The 17,076-nt window shown below is 70.6% G+C and carries 14 protein-coding genes; 3 read left to right on the plus strand and 11 right to left on the minus strand.

What is annotated here, in order from left to right:
- Positions 1 to 73 precede the first annotated feature (73 nt).
- Both AC3WLB_RS01910 and AC3WLB_RS01915 read right to left on the minus strand, forming a co-directional pair.
- Positions 74 to 709, minus strand: a complete 636-nt coding sequence (locus AC3WLB_RS01910; RefSeq protein ID WP_492502780.1) for a hypothetical protein — start codon at positions 707 to 709, stop codon at positions 74 to 76.
- Between the two features lie 187 nt (positions 710 to 896).
- A complete protein-coding gene (locus tag AC3WLB_RS01915) occupies positions 897 to 1,430 on the minus strand; it encodes a GNAT family N-acetyltransferase (protein ID WP_492502781.1) in 534 nt (177 codons plus the stop codon).
- A 110-nt stretch (positions 1,431 to 1,540) separates the two neighbouring features.
- Here AC3WLB_RS01915 and AC3WLB_RS01920 point away from each other — a divergent pair, with 110 nt between their 5' ends.
- Positions 1,541 to 2,134 carry a TIGR03086 family metal-binding protein gene (locus tag AC3WLB_RS01920; RefSeq protein ID WP_022896182.1) on the plus strand — a complete coding sequence of 198 codons (594 nt, stop codon included), beginning with the start codon at positions 1,541 to 1,543 and terminating at the stop codon, positions 2,132 to 2,134.
- A gap of 30 nt (positions 2,135 to 2,164) precedes the next feature.
- Here the strand turns inward: AC3WLB_RS01920 and AC3WLB_RS01925 are convergent, their stop codons facing one another.
- The 7 genes from AC3WLB_RS01925 to mnmA form a co-directional block, all read right to left on the minus strand.
- The gene (locus tag AC3WLB_RS01925; protein ID WP_492502784.1) at positions 2,165 to 2,680 is read right to left on the minus strand and encodes a hypothetical protein; all 516 of its coding nucleotides are present in this window, start codon (positions 2,678 to 2,680) and stop codon (positions 2,165 to 2,167) included.
- 69 nt (positions 2,681 to 2,749) lie between these two features.
- The gene (gene gatB / locus AC3WLB_RS01930) at positions 2,750 to 4,252 is read right to left on the minus strand and encodes an Asp-tRNA(Asn)/Glu-tRNA(Gln) amidotransferase subunit GatB (RefSeq protein WP_022896180.1); all 1,503 of its coding nucleotides are present in this window, start codon (positions 4,250 to 4,252) and stop codon (positions 2,750 to 2,752) included.
- Complete coding sequence (gatA, locus tag AC3WLB_RS01935) at positions 4,252 to 5,793, minus strand: Asp-tRNA(Asn)/Glu-tRNA(Gln) amidotransferase subunit GatA (RefSeq protein WP_492502786.1); 1,542 nt, start codon at positions 5,791 to 5,793, stop codon at positions 4,252 to 4,254. Before gatA ends, gatB begins: the two co-directional genes overlap by 1 nt.
- Entirely contained in the window at positions 5,793 to 6,092 is a 300-nt protein-coding gene (gene gatC, locus AC3WLB_RS01940) for an Asp-tRNA(Asn)/Glu-tRNA(Gln) amidotransferase subunit GatC (RefSeq protein ID WP_022896178.1), read from the minus strand. The genes gatA and gatC overlap by 1 nt, the downstream gene beginning before the upstream one ends.
- Positions 6,093 to 6,133: 41 nt before the next feature.
- A complete protein-coding gene (locus AC3WLB_RS01945) occupies positions 6,134 to 7,198 on the minus strand; it encodes an alpha/beta hydrolase (RefSeq protein ID WP_492502788.1) in 1,065 nt (354 codons plus the stop codon).
- Between the two features lie 217 nt (positions 7,199 to 7,415).
- On the minus strand, positions 7,416 to 9,848 hold the full coding sequence (ligA, locus tag AC3WLB_RS01950; RefSeq protein WP_492502789.1) for an NAD-dependent DNA ligase LigA: 2,433 nt from the start codon (positions 9,846 to 9,848) through the stop codon (positions 7,416 to 7,418).
- Positions 9,848 to 10,978: a tRNA 2-thiouridine(34) synthase MnmA gene (gene mnmA, locus AC3WLB_RS01955; RefSeq protein WP_492502791.1), complete on the minus strand. Its 1,131-nt coding sequence runs from the start codon at positions 10,976 to 10,978 to the stop codon at positions 9,848 to 9,850. Before mnmA ends, ligA begins: the two co-directional genes overlap by 1 nt.
- 97 nt (positions 10,979 to 11,075) lie before the next feature.
- On the opposite strand from mnmA, the gene AC3WLB_RS01960 reads away from it, so the two are divergent.
- On the plus strand, positions 11,076 to 12,053 hold the full coding sequence (locus tag AC3WLB_RS01960; RefSeq protein ID WP_492502793.1) for an endonuclease/exonuclease/phosphatase family protein: 978 nt from the start codon (positions 11,076 to 11,078) through the stop codon (positions 12,051 to 12,053).
- A gap of 24 nt (positions 12,054 to 12,077) precedes the next feature.
- On the opposite strand, the gene glgX is transcribed toward AC3WLB_RS01960, so the two are convergent.
- Entirely contained in the window at positions 12,078 to 14,150 is a 2,073-nt protein-coding gene (glgX, locus tag AC3WLB_RS01965) for a glycogen debranching protein GlgX (protein WP_492502795.1), read from the minus strand.
- A 51-nt stretch (positions 14,151 to 14,201) separates the two neighbouring features.
- On the opposite strand from glgX, the gene AC3WLB_RS01970 reads away from it, so the two are divergent.
- Entirely contained in the window at positions 14,202 to 15,539 is a 1,338-nt protein-coding gene (locus tag AC3WLB_RS01970) for a cysteine desulfurase family protein (protein WP_492502797.1), read from the plus strand.
- 66 nt (positions 15,540 to 15,605) lie between these two features.
- Here the strand turns inward: AC3WLB_RS01970 and AC3WLB_RS01975 are convergent, their stop codons facing one another.
- The gene (locus tag AC3WLB_RS01975) at positions 15,606 to 17,051 is read right to left on the minus strand and encodes a DHA2 family efflux MFS transporter permease subunit (protein ID WP_492502799.1); all 1,446 of its coding nucleotides are present in this window, start codon (positions 17,049 to 17,051) and stop codon (positions 15,606 to 15,608) included.
- Positions 17,052 to 17,076: the final 25 nt, after the last annotated feature.

Raw genomic sequence — 17,076 nt, forward strand, 5'->3', positions numbered from 1 at the left:
ACGGGCACCCACACCGCAGAAATCCGCCCTGGGAGCTGATGCCCCAGGGCGGATTTCGGCGTTCCGGAGAAGGTCAGTCGCCCAGGATGCCGCCGAGGTCGACGCCGATGCCGTCGGAGATGCCGCTCGTGACGTCATCGACGACGTCGCCGACCTCGGTGCCGATGTCGGTCGTCGTGTCGCCACCCGAGACATCCGCGTCGCCGGTGTCGACAGAGGTGTCGTTACCCGAGCCGACCGGGGCGTCGACGGAGGTGTCGTTGCCCGAACCGACGGGGGCATCGACCGGTGCTGAGACGTCGTTGCCGGAGCCGACCGGGGCGGAGACGTCGTTGCCCGAACCGACGGGCACGTCGTTGCCCGAGCCGATGTCGTTGCCCGAGAGCGCGTCACCGTTCAGCGAGTCGCTGACCAGCGGGCCCTCCACGAGCGGCGCGTTCAGCAGTCCGCCGCCGCCGATCGAGGTGCCGTCGGCCGAGGTGCTCGGCGAGAGCAGCACGCCGTTGCCCACCGACGAGTCGCCGTTCAGGAAGTCGAGAGTGTTCTGCAGGGCCGAGTCGAGCGAACCGCTGTAGCTCGACTCACTCGAGTTGCCCGAGTCGTCGACGTCAGCCGCGAGTGCCGGGGCGGCGATGCCCCCGATGACGAGGGCGGCGGCACCGAGGCCCGCTGCTCCGACGATTCCGGCACGAGTGGTGGTCTTCTTCATGGTCGAACTCCTTGTCTTGTCGATCTCACCGGGTTCATCCGGTGCGCAAGGGGTCCGGGGCGGGACGCCGGGGTGGATTGGGTGGCGTGCCCTGTTCGGGGGTGATCGAGCGTTTCCGGAAAAGAATCGGGCGACGCGATCCGCGGAATCACGGGGCGGATCGGCCCTGGCTCGTCCTTCCTGGCAATCAGCCGATTGCGGCCGGGCGAGCAAGCAGGGCCACCACGACCGAGCCGCCCTTGGTGGCCTGACGGCCCACCTCGACGAAGCCGAGCCGGCCGTGGAACACCAGCGAACCCGGGTTCGGCGGTTCGACGTTGACCTCGCAATCCACCTCGGTGGCACCGTCGGCCGCCGCGGCGTCGAAGACGGCGTCGTAGAGCAGCTGCCCGATGCCGGCACCGCGTCGCCCGTCGGCCACCACGATGCGGTCGACGTAGAGGAAGCGGTCGCCCCGCTGGCTGAACCAACGGTAGTTCTCGCTCGCGTAGTCGACACCCGGCGGGAGGGCGAGCACGAATCCGAGCAGGGCCTCCGGATGCGCGGGATCGGCGTGCGCATCCGTCACGCCGACGGCGACACGGGACTGACCGAGCAGCGTGCGGAGTTCGTCGGCACCGATGTCGTTCACCGCCGGCACGGCGGCATGGTTGAGCTCGAGGAGGCGTTCCACATCGGCCTCGGTGAGGGGCCGGGTGATGAGAGCGGGTCGATTGTGCACAGGGCGACCCTATCGGTGTTCGCTGGCCGCGTATCCGGAGCCCGGCGCACGCACGGCCGGAATGCGCATCCGGGCGCGGTCATTGACAATAGAGATCGAAGGAGCCCCGCATGACTGCTGCACCCACCCCGAAGCCCGAGGCGAGCGCTTGGCTGCGCCTGCAGGAGCGCGCCCACCGCGAGTTCGCCGCGCGGGTCGCGGCCGTGACCGACTGGTCGGCGCCGACGCCCGACACGGAGTGGAACGTGGCTCAGCTGGTCAGCCACGTGATCGAGGAGCAGCAGTGGGTGCCGTGGCTGCTCTCCGGGCTCACGACGCGCCAGGCCAAGGGCCGGCTGCGGCCGCTCGGCGGGGACCTGCTGCAGGAGTGGCGGCTGTACTCGCTGGCGGCGACGACCGCGTGGCACGACGCCGAGCCCGACGCGGAGGTGAACCTGTCGTACGACACGGTCGCCGTGATCGACTACCTGAAGGAGCAGGTCTCCGACGTCACCATCCACACCTGGGATCTCGCCCGTGCCATCGGCGCCGACGAACGCCTCGACACGGAGTTGATCGAGGCGGTGTGGACGGTGTTCGAACCCCAGCGTGACACCCTCGAGGCGAGCGGGCTGTACGCGCCGAGCGTGCCGGTGCCGGAGGATGCGCCGCTGCAGTCGCGACTGCTCGCGCTGACCGGCCGGGACGACCGCGTCGCGGTCTGAGACGGCTGCCACCCGTCACAGCACGCGGGCTCAGCTGCGCAGTTCGGAGGGGCGGCGGTAGGCGGTGGAGCCCGCGGGCCGGTAGACGAGTTCTTTCGGGTGCACCGCGCAGAGTTCGACGAGCAGTGCATCGAGATCGCTGCGGAGGATCTCGAGTTCGACGACGATCGATGCCGGGCGCTCGTCGACGTTCTCGATGAAGATGTTGCAGGCCGCCACCATGTCGTTGAGGGGATTCCACGCCGCCGACTGCCCCCGCAATGCGCGGCGCGCCGTGCGCACCTCCTTGCGCAGCAGCACCACCGAGCGCATGACCCGGTTGAGGTCGGAGTCGGGGTCGGCGCGATCGATGGTGAGGGCGCCTGCGCTCTGCTCAGGCGAGAACGCACGACGGGAGGCGATCTCGATGGTGAGCAGCCGCAACGCGTTGATCTCGGCCACCAGCTCGACGCGACGGCCCTTCGCGCGGTCGATCAGGAGGGCCAGGAGCGCACCGCCGGTGACGCTGATCGTCGTGACGATGACCTGGGCTACGAGAACATCCATACCGTCACTCTACGAGCGACCACCGACACCCGTTCGGGGGCCGGCGGCGCGTCCGCACCGCCGGCAGCTCTACTCGGCGCTCGCGCGCTCCAGCACCAGTTCGCGCACGCGCGCGGCGTCGGCCTGACCCTTCATCGCCTTCATCACTGCACCGATCACGGCGCCGGCGGCCTGCACCTTGCCGTCCTTGATCTTGGCGAGTACGTCGGGCTGAGCGGCGAGCGCCTCGTCGATGGCGGCGATGAGGGCACCGTCGTCGGAGACCACGGCGAGGCCCCGCGCATCCACGACCTCCTGCGGCGAACCCTCGCCGTCGATGACGCCCTCGAGCACCTGGCGGGCCAGGCGGTCGTTCAGGGCACCACTGTCGATGAGAGCGACGAGGGCCGCGACATCCGCCGGCGCCACCAGCGACGACGCCTCGACCTCACGGGCGTTGGCGATGCGCGAGATCTCGCCCGACCACCACTTGCGCGCGGCCTGCGGCGACGCCCCGGCCTCGACGGTCGACGCGACCTCCACGAGGAGCCCGGCGTTCTGCACGTCCTGGAACTCGAGGTCGGTGAAGCCCCACTCCTGCTTGAGCCGACGACGCCGCGCGGCGGGCGGCTCGGGGAGCGCGGCACGCAGCTCCTCGATCAGCTCGGCCGAGGGCACCACCGGCAGCAGGTCGGGCTCGGGGAAGTAGCGGTAGTCGTCGGCGTCGGACTTCGGCCGGCCGGCCGAGGTGGTGCCGGTGTCTTCGTGCCAGTGCCGCGTCTCCTGGATGATGGTGCCGCCGTCGGCGAGGATCTGCGCCTGGCGCTGGATCTCGTAGCGCACCGCCCGCTCCACCGAACGCAGCGAGTTCACGTTCTTCGTCTCGGTGCGCGTGCCGAGCTTCTCCTGGCCGTGCGGGCGCAGGGACACGTTGGCGTCGCAGCGGAGGTTGCCGCGCTCCATCCGCGCATCCGAGATGCCGAGTGCCACCACGATGTCGCGGATGGTCGCGACGTAGGCCTTCGCGAGCTCCGGCGCATCCGCCCCCGCACCGTAGATCGGCTTCGTGACGATCTCGACGAGCGGCACTCCCGCACGGTTGTAGTCGACGAGGGAGTACTCGGCGCCCTGGATGCGACCGGTCGCGCCGCCGACGTGCGTCAGCTTGCCCGCGTCCTCCTCCATGTGCGCGCGTTCGATCGGCACTGTGAAGGTGCGGCCGTCGGCGAGTTCGACGTCGACCGAGCCCTCGAAGGCGATCGGCTCGTCGTACTGCGAGATCTGGTAGTTCTTCGCCAGGTCGGGGTAGAAGTAGTTCTTGCGCGCGAAGCGGCTCGACGGCGCGATGGAGCAGCCGAGCGCCAGCCCGAGGCTGATGCTGTAGCGCACGGCCTGCCCGTTCACCACCGGGAGGGAGCCCGGAAGCCCCAAGTCGACCGGCGTGATGTTGGTGTTGGGTTCGCCGCCGAAGAAGTTCGGAGCGGTCGAGAACATCTTGGTGCGAGTGTTGAGCTCGACGTGCACCTCGAAGCCGAGCACCGGCTCGAAGAGCTCGAGCGCCTTGTCGAAGTCCATCAGTTGCGCCTTGGCCATCAGACGGCTCCTTCCTGGGCCGCCGACATCTCGCCCGGGGCGAGGTCGGGGGCGAGGCTGATCAGGGTGTGGCCCCAGCGCTCTTCGAGCAGGGCTTCGAGGGCGGCGCCGACGCCGTAGAGACGGGCGTCTTCGCGGGCCGGGGCGAGGAACTGGATGCCCACCGGCAGGCCGTCCTCCTTCGCCAGGCCGACGGGCAGCGAGATGCCCGGGATGCCGGCGAGATTGGCGGGGATGGTGGCGATGTCGTTGAGGTACATCGAGAGCGGGTCGCCGGTCTTCTCGCCGAGCTTGAACGCCGTGGTGGGCGCCGTGGGCGAGACGAGCACGTCGGCCTGCTCGAACGCGGCGGCGAAGTCACGCTGGATGAGGGTGCGCACCTTCTGCGCGCTGCCGTAGTAGGCGTCGTAGTAGCCGGCGGAGAGCGCGTAGGTGCCGAGGATGATGCGGCGCTTCGCCTCGGCGCCGAAGCCGGCTTCACGGGTGGCCGACATCACGTCTTCGACGGTGCCGCCGCCGGGCGGGTTCACCCGCAGGCCGAACCGCACCGAGTCGAACTTCGCGAGATTGCTGGAGGCCTCGGCCGGCATGATCAGGTAGTACGCCGCGATGGCGTACTCCACGCTCGGCAGGCTCACGTCGACGATCTCGGCACCGGCGGCGGCGAGCAGGTCGAGCGCCTCGCGGAAACGCTCGAGCACCCCGGCCTGGAAGCCCTCGCCGTCGAGCTCCTTGATGACGCCGATGCGGAGACCTTTCACGTCGGCGCGACGCACGGCCTCGGCCATGCTGGGCCACGCATCCGTCAGGGAGGTGGAGTCGTGCGGGTCGTGACCGCCGATCACGTCGTGCAGCAGCGCCGAGTCGAGCACCGTGCGGCTGACCGGCCCGATCTGGTCGAGGCTCGACGCCAGGGCGATGGCGCCGTAGCGGCTGACGCCGCCGTAGGTGGGCTTGACGCCCACGGTGCCCGTGATGTGCGCCGGCTGACGGATGGAACCGCCCGTGTCGGAGCCGAGAGCGAGTGGGGCCTCGAACGCGGCGACCGCTGCGGCGCTGCCACCACCCGAACCACCCGGGATGCGCTCGAGGTCCCAGGGGTTGTGGGTGGGGCCGTAGGCGGAGTGTTCGGTGGAGGAGCCCATCGCGAACTCGTCCATGTTGGTCTTGCCGATCGGCACGAGCCCGGCGGCGCGGAGCTTCACCATCACGGTGGCGTCGTAGGGCGGGAGCCAGCCCTCGAGGATCTTCGATCCGCTGGTGGTGGGCATGTCGTTCGTCACGATGACGTCTTTGATGGCGATCGGCACGCCGGCCAGCGGATGCAGCTGCTCGCCGGCCGCTCGGCGGGCGTCGATCGCGGCCGCGGTGGTGAGGCTCGCCTCCGACGCCGTGTGGAGGAAGGCGTGCACGTCGCCGTCGACAGCGGCAATGCGGTCGAGGTGCGCCTGGGTGGCCTCGACCGAGCTGACCTCGCCGGCGCCGAGCTTCTCGGCGAGGGCGGCGGCCGACAGACGGATGAGGTCGTGGTGGTGGCTCATCACTGCTCCTCTCCGAGAATCGCGGTGACGCGGAAGCGCGAGCCGTCGTGGTCCGGGGCTCCGGCCAGCGCCTGCTCCGGGGTGAGCGTCTCGCCCGGCACGTCGTCGCGGTAGACGTTCTGCAGCGGGATCGGGTGACTGGTGGCGGGCACCTCGGGGGTGGCCACCTCGGAGACCTTCGCGACGTTGTCGACGATCGAGCCGAGCTCGCTCGTCAGGCTTTCGATCTCCTGGGGTGTCAGGGCGATCCGGGCGAGGTTCGCGAGATGCGCGACCTGCTCCTGGGTGATTTCGGACATGGTGCTCCGTGTTTCGATTCGCGAAGGGGTGTGGGTCGATTCTATTCGGTGCGGCCCTGCGGGAGTGTGGCGAGGGTCGAGGCGGGCTCCCCGGTGACGCGGGCGAGGAAGCCCGTGCTCTCGGCGAAGGCGCGCCGGGCCTCGGGCAGGTCGAGATGGAACTGGTACTCGTGCGGGAGGGCGGGCTCATGATCGGGCGGCCAGAACAGGGTGGTGACGTCGGCGCCGGCGGCGCGCATCCGTTCGGCCATCGGCACCGACTGGATGTGCGTGAGCCCGTCGCCGTTGCCGCCCGAGATGAAGACGGGCGGGAGAGCGGCGGTGACGACGTCGATGGTCGACATCTCGGCGCCGGCCCGCGACTCGGACCAGTTCTTGTGCCCGGCGTAGGCCCACAGCGCGGTCTTGAAGCCCCACCCGATGATGCCGGTGGCACCCGCCATCGCGCGGAGGTCGTAAAGACCACAGTGCAGCACGAGGCCGACCAGCTGCTCGGGCCGCAGCGCCGGCACGACGCCGACCCGCCGCGCGTAGTCGGGGTTCGTGGTGATGACCGCCAGCTGACTGGCGAGTTGTGCGCCGGCCGAGTCGCCGGCGAGCACGATGCGGTCGGGATCGATGCCGTACTCGGCGGCGTGCTCGACCACGTAGCCGAGCGCGCGGTTCAGCTGGGTGATCGCGACGGGGTACACGGCCTCGGGGGCGATGGTGTAGTCGAGGCCGACGCCGACGTACCCCTCGGCGGCAAGCAGCTCGAGGTACGGCTCGACGTCGATCTTGCTGCCGGAGATCCAGGCACCGCCGTGCACCCACACCACCGCGGGCCGCGGGTCGGTGCGCGTGCCGGGTGTCTCCGCGGCGACCGAGAAGACGTCGAGCGTGGGCGCGAAGCCGGCACCCCCGTAGGGGACGTCGCGATGCACGACGAAGTCGGCGTCGGGCACGTGCGGCGCCATCTCGGCGAGGGTCTCACGCGCACCCTTCTCGAACACGCGCCGGATGACCAGAGCCGAAGGCCACGGCGTCGCCCGCAGTACGGCGATGATCGCACCGACGAAGGCCGCGACCGCACCGATCGCGAGGGCGATGGCGACCGCGACGCCCATGCCGCGCCTCACCATCGATCGCCCCGATCATCGGTCCCCAGCACGGCATCGGGCGCCGCCACGGGTCCGACCGCGACAGCCGGCCTTCCGGGCTCGTGAGTCATCGCGCCACGACCACCCGCGGCCGTGGGCGACTCACGACCGCCCGCGGCTGTAGCCGGCGCGCGATGGCAATGGTGGCTCCGCGGCCGACCGTGTGGCGGGGTCACGCGTCGGTTCATTCCGCGCGATCGCCGTCGCCGGCTGCGCTGTCGCTGCTGCCGGCAGGGTCATCGTCGCGCTTCGCCGCGTCGTCGCCGGCGTCGGGAGGCGTCTCGTCGGAGCCGGGGGCGGGGCCGAGGGCGGCCGGGCCCTGGGTCACCAGCAGGGCGAACTCCGCGGCATCGATGATGCGGAGGCCGAGCGCCTCGGCCTTGCCGAGCTTGGAACCGGCGCCCGGACCCGCCGCGACGAAGTCGGTCTTCTTGCTCACGCTCGACGCCGCCTTGCCGCCCGCCTGGATGATCGCCTCCAGCGCGCCCTCCCGGGTGAAGCCCTCGAGCGACCCGGTCGCGACGACCGTGATCCCTTCCAGCACTCCCCCCGAGCCGCCCGCGGCCCCGGGACCCGGATGCCCGGGTGTGGCGAACTGCACACCAGCCGACGCCCATCGGTCGATGATCTCGAGGTGCCAGTCGACCGCGAACCAGTCGATCAGGGCGTCGGCGATGATGCCGCCCACCCCGTCGACCGCCGCCAGCTCCTCGCGCGTCGCGGCGCGAATCGCGTCGAGCGACCCGAAGTAGTCGGCCAGCGCCCGAGCCGCCACCGGCCCCACGTGCCGGATGCTGAGCGACACCAGGATGCGCCACAGCGGCTTGGTCTTCGCCTTCTCGATCTCGTCGAGCAGTTTGATGGCGTTGGACGACGCGATGTAGTCGGCGTCGCCATCGAACTCCTCGGGCGGCGCGGCCGGATCGAACGGCGGATCGGACTTCTTGCGCTGTCGCCGGAACGGCGCCACCACCTTCGGCGACGAGCCGTCTTTGTCGAGCTTCGGCATGCCGGTCTCGGAGTCGCGCACGATCACCCGGATGGGGAACAGGTCGCGCATCGTCAGCGAGAACAGGCCGGCCTCCGTGACGAGGGGCGGCTCCGCCGGCTCGAGCGGCTGCGTCAACGCCGACGCGCTGACCTCGCCGAGCACCTCGATGTCGAGCGCCCCGCGGGAACCGACGTGCTCCACCCGCCCGCGCACCTGCGCCGGGCAGCTGCGTGCATTGGGGCACCGCAGATCGATGTCGCCCTCCTTGGCGGGGGCGAGCTTCGTACCGCACTCCGGGCAGAACTCCGGCATCACGAACTCGCGCTCGGTGCCGTCGCGCAGCTCCACCACGGGCCCGAGCACCTCGGGAATGACGTCGCCGGCCTTGCGCAGCACCACGGTGTCGCCGATCAGCACACCCTTGGCCTTCACCACGTCTTGGTTGTGCAGGGTCGCCTGCCGCACCTCCGACCCGGCGACTTCCACCTTCTCCATCACCGCGAACGGCGTAGCCCGACCGGTGCGCCCGACGCTCACCACGATGTCGAGCAGCTTCGTGTTCACCTCTTCGGGCGGGTACTTGTAGGCGGTGGCCCACCGGGGAGCGCGGCTCGTCGCACCCAGCTCTTCGTGCAGCGCCAGGTCGTCGACCTTCACCACGATGCCGTCGATCTGGTGCTCCACCGCCGCCCGGTGCACGCCGTAGTAGCGGATGAACTCCGCCACCTCGTCGATCGTGTCGAACACCCGGTAGTGGGTGGAGGTGGGCAGACCCCACCCCTTCAGCAGCTCGTACACCTCGCTCTGCGCCGCCACCGGCGGGTTCGGCCAGGCACCGATGCCGTGCACGAGCATCTGCAGCCGGCTGAGCCGGGCGTGCACCAGCGCCAGTTGCTTCTCGTTCTTGCCCTCGGACTTCTGCCGCAGCGAGCCGGCGGCCGCGTTGCGCGGGTTGGCGAACACGCGCTCCCCCGCAGCCTCCTGCCCGGCGTTCAACTCGTCGAACGCCGCCACCGGAAAGAAGATCTCGCCGCGCACCTCGACCAGGGGTGGATGCCCCGACCCGGCCAGCCGCGCCGGAATCGAGCGGATCTGCAGCACGTTCTCGGTGACGTCTTCGCCCACCACACCGTCGCCGCGCGTCGCCGCCGTGACCAGCACACCGTTCTCATACCGGAGGTTGATGGCCAGCCCGTCGATCTTGAGTTCACTGAGGTACCGCACGGTCGCCCGCCCCGCGTCGCGTTCCACCTTCGCGGCCCACTCGTCGAGCTCTTCTTCGCTGAACACGTTGTCGAGGCTCAGCATGCGCTCGGCGTGCGTGACGGGCGTGAACATGGTGGTGACCGCGCGACCGCCCACCGTCTGGGTGGGGCTGTCCTGCGAACGCAGCTCCGGATGCGCGCGCTCCAGCTCGTCGAGCCGGCGCACCATGAGGTCGTACTCGTTGTCGGAGACGGTCGACGCGTTGCGCTCGTAGTACTCGTCGCGCAGTTCCAGGATGCGCGTGGTCAGCCGCTCGGCCTCGACCTTGGCTGCCTCGAGGTCGACGGGCGTCTCTTCGGGCAGCGCCCCCTCGTCAGCGGTTCGAGCCTCGGCCGGCCGCGCCTCGTTCGTGCGGGCCATCACGCGCCCACCGGCACAGGATTGTCAGCACTCACCGTGCGGTCGATGGTGCACTGCCCGAGCACGCGTGTGCCCACGTACACCACCGCGGTCTGCCCCGGTGCCACACCGTTCAACGGGGTCACCGGCGTGATGACGAGTTCAGGCGTACCCGCCGCATCGGCCCGCACCCGTGCCACGGCGTCGACCGGGTCGGCGTGCGCCCGGATCTGCACCTGGCACTCGAAGTCGTCAGAGGGGTCGGCCGGCGCTCGCCCGGCCCACGTGAACCGCGACCCCGCGATCTCGGCGATGTCGAGCGCCTCCTTCGGGCCCACGACGACCGTGTTCTCTTTCGGCCGCACCTCGAGCACGAAGCGTGGCTTGCCGTCTGCTGCCGGCATGCCGAGCTTGAGGCCCCGGCGCTGCCCCACCGTGAAGGCGTGCGCGCCCTCGTGCGCGCCGACGACCTCGCCGGTGCGGTCGACGATCGACCCGGTCGCCGTGCCGACCTTCTCGGCCAGCCAGCCGCTCGTATTGCCGTCGGGGATGAAGCAGATGTCGTGGCTGTCGGGCTTCGACGCCACGGAGAAGCCGCGGGCAGCGGCTTCGGCCCGCACCTCGGCCTTCGACGGGGTCGCCCCGAGCGGGAACATGCTGTGCGCCAACTGGTCGGCCGTCAGCACGCCGAGCACGTAGGACTGGTCTTTGGCCCAGGCGGCCGCGCGGTGGAGCTCACGATTGCCCGACGCATCCGTCGTCACCGTGGCATAGTGCCCCGTGCACACCGCATCGAACCCGAGGTCGAGCGCCTTCTCGAGCAGCGCCGCGAACTTGATGCGCTCGTTGCAGCGCATGCACGGGTTCGGCGTGCGGCCGGCGCTGTATTCGGCGATGAAGTCGTCGACCACGTCGGCCTTGAAGCGCTCCGAGAAATCCCACACGTAATAGGGGATGCCGATCTTGTTGGCGGCCCGCTGCGCATCCATCGAGTCTTCGATGGTGCAGCAGCCGCGGCTGCCCGTGCGGAGAGTGCCGGGCATGCGGCTGAGCGCGAGATGCACGCCGACCACCTCGTGGCCGGCGTCGACCGCTCGCGCGGCGGCGACCGCGGAGTCGACCCCGCCGCTCATTGCTGCCAGAACCTTCATGCCCACAAGCATACGGTGGACCTCCGACACCGCAGCGGGCCGCCAACCGCTCTGTGGATGAGGTGAATGCTCAGCGAATCGGTGCAGAATGAGTGCGATGTCAGCACTGCTCGAGGCACCGCGCGAGACCCGAGAGCCCTCGCCGCGCCGGCGGTCGAGACCCCGGACGGGCCTCGCCCTGCTGGTGTGCGTGCTCGCGCTGGGACTGGCTGCCGGACTCGGTCTGCACGTGCTCGTGCCCGAGCTGTTCGGCCTCAGTCTCGTCGTCGAATCGGCCCTGCCCTGGTTCGGGCTGGCCATCCCCGTGCTGCTGCTGCTCGCCTTCGTGAGCCGAGCGAAGGGCGCGGTGATCGCCGCGCTCGTGCCCGCTCTGGTCTGGTCGGCGATGTTCGTACCCGCCATCGTCCCGCTCTCCTGGAGCGCGCCCGCCGCCTCCGCCGACACCCTCACCGTGGCGAGCCAGAACGTCGAAGCCGACTCGGGAACGGCGGCCGACTCGGCGAGGGTGCTCGCCGCATCCGGAGCCCAGGTCATCGCCCTCCAGGAGATGGATGCGGATGCGCGAGAGCAGGTCGAGGGCGTGCTCAGCGAGAGCTACCCCTACTCCTACGGCATCGGCACGGTCGGGGTGTGGAGCGTCTACCCCATCGAGAACGCGCAGGCGCTCGACCTCGGGCTCGGCTGGCAGCGCGCTGTCGCCGCCGATCTGCAGACGCCGACCGGGCTGGTGAGCATCTACGTGATCCACGCGGCATCGGCGCGGCCGGGCGAGCACGCCGACCGCGACACGATGCTCGCGAACCTCGCCGACTACATCCCGCGTGACGAGAACGAGCGCATCCTCATGGTGGGCGACTTCAACGCCGGCTCCGCCGACCGCAACATCGCCGGGCTCACCTCGCAGCTCAGCGAAGCGAACCAGAGCGACGGCGGCTTCGGCTTCACCTGGCCCGCCTCGATGCCCGTCACCCGGCCCGATCACGTGCTGCAGCGCGGCATGGAGGTCGTCTCGAACACCACGCTCAGCGCGGGCGGCTCCGACCACCTCGCCGTCCTCACCACCCTCAACCTCTGAGCTGGGCCGTCGTACGAAGAGCCCCTACACCGCGCGGTAGAGCTGCATGGAGGTGGCCGCAACGTCGACGACCTGGCCCGGCACGAACCGGGGCAGCACCTCGTCGTGGTGATGCGTCGCCGGCACGTCCTGCGCCGAGTCCCAGAGCAGCTCGTACGCCGTCACCCCGTCGTGCACGGGCAGCGTCACCCGCTCCGGCGCCTCCACCCCGTGGATGACGGTGAGGATGCGGTTGAACTCCTCGTGCTCGGGCGTCGACGCCGCCACGTAGATCAGCGTGCGGTTCTCGGGCGAGTTCCAGTCGGGCACCGACATCGACTCGCCCGCGGCGTCGTACCAGTCCATCTGGCTCGCGCTCGGCGTGCGTTCGCCGAACACTCCGTAGCGAACCGGACGCAGCGCCGGGTTCTCGCGCCGCATCCGCAGCAGGTGCTGTGTGGTGCGCCAGAGGTCCTTCTGCCAGGTGCGCCGGTCCCACGAGAGCCAGGTCAGCTCGGAGTCGTGGCAATAGGCGTTGTTGTTGCCCTTCTGCGAGCGCCCGAACTCGTCACCGGCCGTGATCATCGGCACCCCCGCCGAGAGCAGCAGCGTGCCCATGAGGTTGCGCATCGCCCGCCGCCGGGCCTGCTCGATGGTGCGCGACGAAGTCGGCCCCTCGATGCCGTGGTTGTACGACATGTTGTTGTCGGTGCCGTCGCGGTTGGCCTCGCCGTTGCCCACGTTGTGCTTCACGTTGTAGGCGGTGAGATCGGCGAGGGTGAATCCGTCGTGGGCGGTCACGAAGTTGATCGAGGCGAGCGGGCCGCGCTGCTGCGAGAAGGTGTTCGACGATCCGGCGATGCGGGTGGCGAGCATCCCCACCCCGTCGCCCGGCGAGCCGTTCTCGCGGATCGACTTGATGTCGCGCAACCAGAACTTGCGCATCCGGTCGCGGAAGCGGTCGTTCCACTCCGACCATCCGGGCGGGAAGTTGCCGGTCTGCCACCCGCCCATGCCCACGTCCCAGGGCTCGGCGATCATCTTGACCCCGGCGAGCTCGGGGTCGTTCACGATGCCGGTGATGAGCGGATGCGCGGGGTCGTAGTAGTTGTCCTCGTTGCGGCCGAGGGTGGCGGCCAGGTCGAACCGGAAGCCGTCGATCTGCACGTCGTTCGCCCAGTACTTCAGCGAATCGAGGATGAGTCGCGAGACCGCCGGGGTGGCGGTGTCGACGGAGTTGCCGCATCCGGTCACGTCGATGTAGTCGCCGCGGGTGGTCTGCCGGTAGTAGCTCGCATTGTCGAGCCCGCGGAAGCTCGTCGTCGGGCCGCCTCGCCCCTCCTCGGCGGTGTGGTTGTAGACCACGTCGAGGATGACCTCGAGCCCCGCCTCGTGCAGCAGTTTCACCATGCCCTTGAACTCGCGCAGCACCGCCTCGGGGCCCTCGGCCTGGGCAGCGCGCGAGGCGTAGAGGTTGTGCGGCGCGAAGAAGCCGAGGGTGTTGTACCCCCAGTAGTTCGTGAGCCCCTGCTTCTGCAGCCGCTGCTCGGAGACGAAGGCGTGCACCGGCAGCAGCTCGACGGCGGTGACGCCGAGACTCTTGAGGTAGCCGATGCTCGTCTCGTGCGCGAGCCCGGCATAGGTGCCCCGGAGGTGCTCGGGGATGCGGTTGTTGAGCTTCGAGAGCCCCTTCACGTGCGCCTCGTAGATCACGGTGTGGTCGAGGGGCGTGTTCGGCTTCGTGACGCCGTTCCAGTTGAACTCGCCGTCGATCACCACGCTCCGCCACTGCTCGCGACCGGAGCGCACGAGACCGCGGGCATAGGGATCGAGCAGGGGCAGCTCGGGGTCGAAGGCGTTCATGGGGGCATCCGGGCCCACCGGGCCGTCGGCCCGCAGCGTGTAACGGCGGCCGGGCGTGAGGCTGCGGGTGCGGCCGGTCCACACGTTCGTGGCCGGGTCGGGCGTGAGCGGAACGGTCTTGACGATCCAGTTCGGATCTTTGTCGTCGTACAGGCAGAGGTCGATGCTCGTGGCGTTCGCCGACCACACGCGGATCTCGCCCCCGTGAGAAGTCTGACGAACGCCCATCCGAGCGAACGGATCGGCCGCAGTCATGAGACTTACAGTAGTTGTGACCGATCACTCCACCGAAATCGTTGAAGGACCATGCCCGTCTACCTCGACCACGCCGCCACCACGCCCATGCTGCCGGCGGCCCGCGACGCCTACGTGGCGGCGCTCGGCGTGGTGGGCAACCCCTCCTCCATCCACACGCAGGGGCAGCAGGCGAAGCGGATGCTCGAGGAGTCCCGCGAGATCGTCGCAGCGTCGCTCGGCGCCGAGCCCGTCGAGGTGATCTTCACCTCGGGCGGCACCGAGTCGATCAACCTGGGTGTGAAGGGCCTGTACTGGGCGCGGCAGGATGCGGGCGCCGCGTCGTCGCCGTCACGGCCGGTCGTGCTCGTGCCGGGTGGGGAGCACCACGCGACGGTCGATGCGGTGGAGTGGCTCGTGCGGCACGAGGGCGCGGAGGCGGTGGTGCTGCCGGTGGATGCGGTGGGGCGGCTGGCACCCGCGGTGCTGGCATCCGCGCTCGACGTGCACGGCGCATCCGTCGCCCTGGTGTCGCTCATCTGGGCGAACAACGAGGTGGGCACGGTGAACGATGTGGCGACGCTCGTCGCGGTGGCTCGCGCCGCCGGTGTGCCCGTGCACGTCGACGCCGTCGCCGCCTACGGGTACCTGCCCATCGACTTCGACACGATCGGGGCGGATGCGCTGAGCGTCTCGGCGCACAAGATCGGCGGCCCGGTGGGCATCGGTGCGCTGCTGCTCGCGCGGCGGAGTGCGGTGGAGCCACTCATCCACGGCGGCAACCAGCAGCGGGTGCGCTCCGGCACCCAGGACGTCGCGGGCGCCGTCGGCTTCGCCGCCGCGGCCGCGCGGGTGCCGCACCCCACTCCCGACCCCGCCTCCACCGCGCCGCCGGGTGACTCGAGCACCACCGCGACGGCGCAGGCACCGCACCCCACTCCCGACCCCACCGCCTCGTCGCAGGGCGCGGGCACGGGCGGGGCGGGCGACGACACCGTCGGCGACGAGTTCGTGGCCGAGCTCGCGGCGCTGCGCGACCGGCTGATCGCCGGCGTTCGGGCGGCGGTGCCCGACGCCGTGCTCCGCGGCGACCCCGCGCCGGCGGGGCGCCTGCCCGGCAACGCCCACTTCACCTTCCCCGGGTGCGAGGGCGACTCATTGCTGTTCCTGCTCGACATGCAGGGCTTCTCGGTCTCGACCGGCTCGGCGTGCCAGGCCGGCGTCCCCGAGGTGTCCCACGTGCTCACCGCCATGGGCGTGCCCGACGACGAGGCCCGCGGCGCCCTCCGCTTCACCCTCGGCCACGGCACCACCGCGGCCGAGGTGGACGCCCTCGTGGCGGCGCTCCCCGCCGCGTACGCGCAGGCCCGCAAGGCCGGCTTCGCGGCCCGCGTGCCCGCCTCGCGCTGAGGCGCGCGGTCGCGCAGAGTGGTGCTCCCGGGGTGCGGGGTCGCACGTTTGTGCGACCCAGCGGGGTCATCCGCGCGCGGGGTGGGGTGCGGTTGCGCGGCCCGCGGGGAGGAGGAGCGCCACGAGGGCGGCGAGGAGGAGCGCGGCGGCGCCGACCCAGATCGCGGGGATGGCCGCGCCCACGTAGCCGTCGGGCGTGAAGGTGCCCCCGTTCGCGGTGAAGACCGCGGTCAGCACCGCGATGCCGAGCGCCACGCCGATCTCCCGCAGCGTCGAGTTGGTGCCCGACGCCTTCGCGTTGTCCTGCGGCGTCATGTTCGCGAGCACGGCGGTCGACGACGGGGCGAACACGAGCCCCATGCCGACCCCGGCGAGCACGAAGGCCGGCACGAGTTGCCCGTACGTCACATCCGCCGCCATCGTGAACGCCAGGAGTCCGACGCCTGCCGCTTGGAAGAGCAGGCCCACCACGATCAGCAGTCGCGTGCCCACCCGCGGCGCGATGAGTCCGGCCAGGGGCGCGACGATCATGGGCGCCAGGGTCCACGGCATGGTCTGCACGCCCGCCTCGAGCGGCGACGCCCCCTGCACGATCTGCAGGAACTGGATGAGGATGAACACCGACCCGAAGATGCCGAAGCTGAACACCAGACCCACCACGTTCGCCACCGAGAAGCTGCGGTCGCGGAACAGGCGCAGCGGCAGCAGCGGATTCGGCACCCGGCGCTCCCACGCCACGAACGCCACGAGCAGCGCGGCGCCGCCGATGAGCGTGCCCAGCACCTCGGCGCTGCCCCAGCCGGCGTCGTTGCCCCGCACGATGCCGTAGACGACACCGAGCACGCCGAGACCCACGAGTGCGACGCCGAGCAGGTCGGCTCGAAGTCGTGCACCGAACGAGTTCGGCAGCGCGACGAGCACCAGCGGAACGCTCAGGATGCCCACGGGCACGTTCAGCCAGAAGATCGCGTCCCAGTTCCACCCCTCGATCACCGCACCGCCGATCAGCGGTCCGAGTGCCACACCGAGGCCCGAGATGCCGCCCCAGATGCCGATGGCGAGGGGGCGCATCCGCTCGCTCACCGAACCGACGAGGAGGGTGAGCGAGAGCGGCATCAGGGCCGCGCCGCCGACGCCTTGCAGGGCGCGGGCGCCGATGAGCATCCACGGTTCGGTGCTCACTGCGCAGAGGGCTGACGCGACGGTGAACACGATGATGCCCGCGAGGAACACGCGCCGGCGCCCGAGCCGGTCGCCGAGGGCGACCGCGAGCAGCATGAAGGTCGCGAAGCTCAGGGTGTAGGCGTTGACGAACCACTGCAGCTGCTCGATCGAGGCCTGCAGCTCGCGGCCGAGCACGGGCAGCGCGCTCGTGACGACGAGGTTGTCGAGCGTCGCCATGAACATGGGAACGGAGGCCGCCAGGACGGCCAGCCAGACGGGGATGCGGCGGAACCGGCGGGAGGGCGCGGCGGGCGCATCCGGCTCAGCCAGGGTTTCGGCGAGGGCCATGGGAAGGACTCCTTCGAAGCAAGTT

Source organism: Herbiconiux sp. FW305-C-125 (assembly GCF_058783455.1).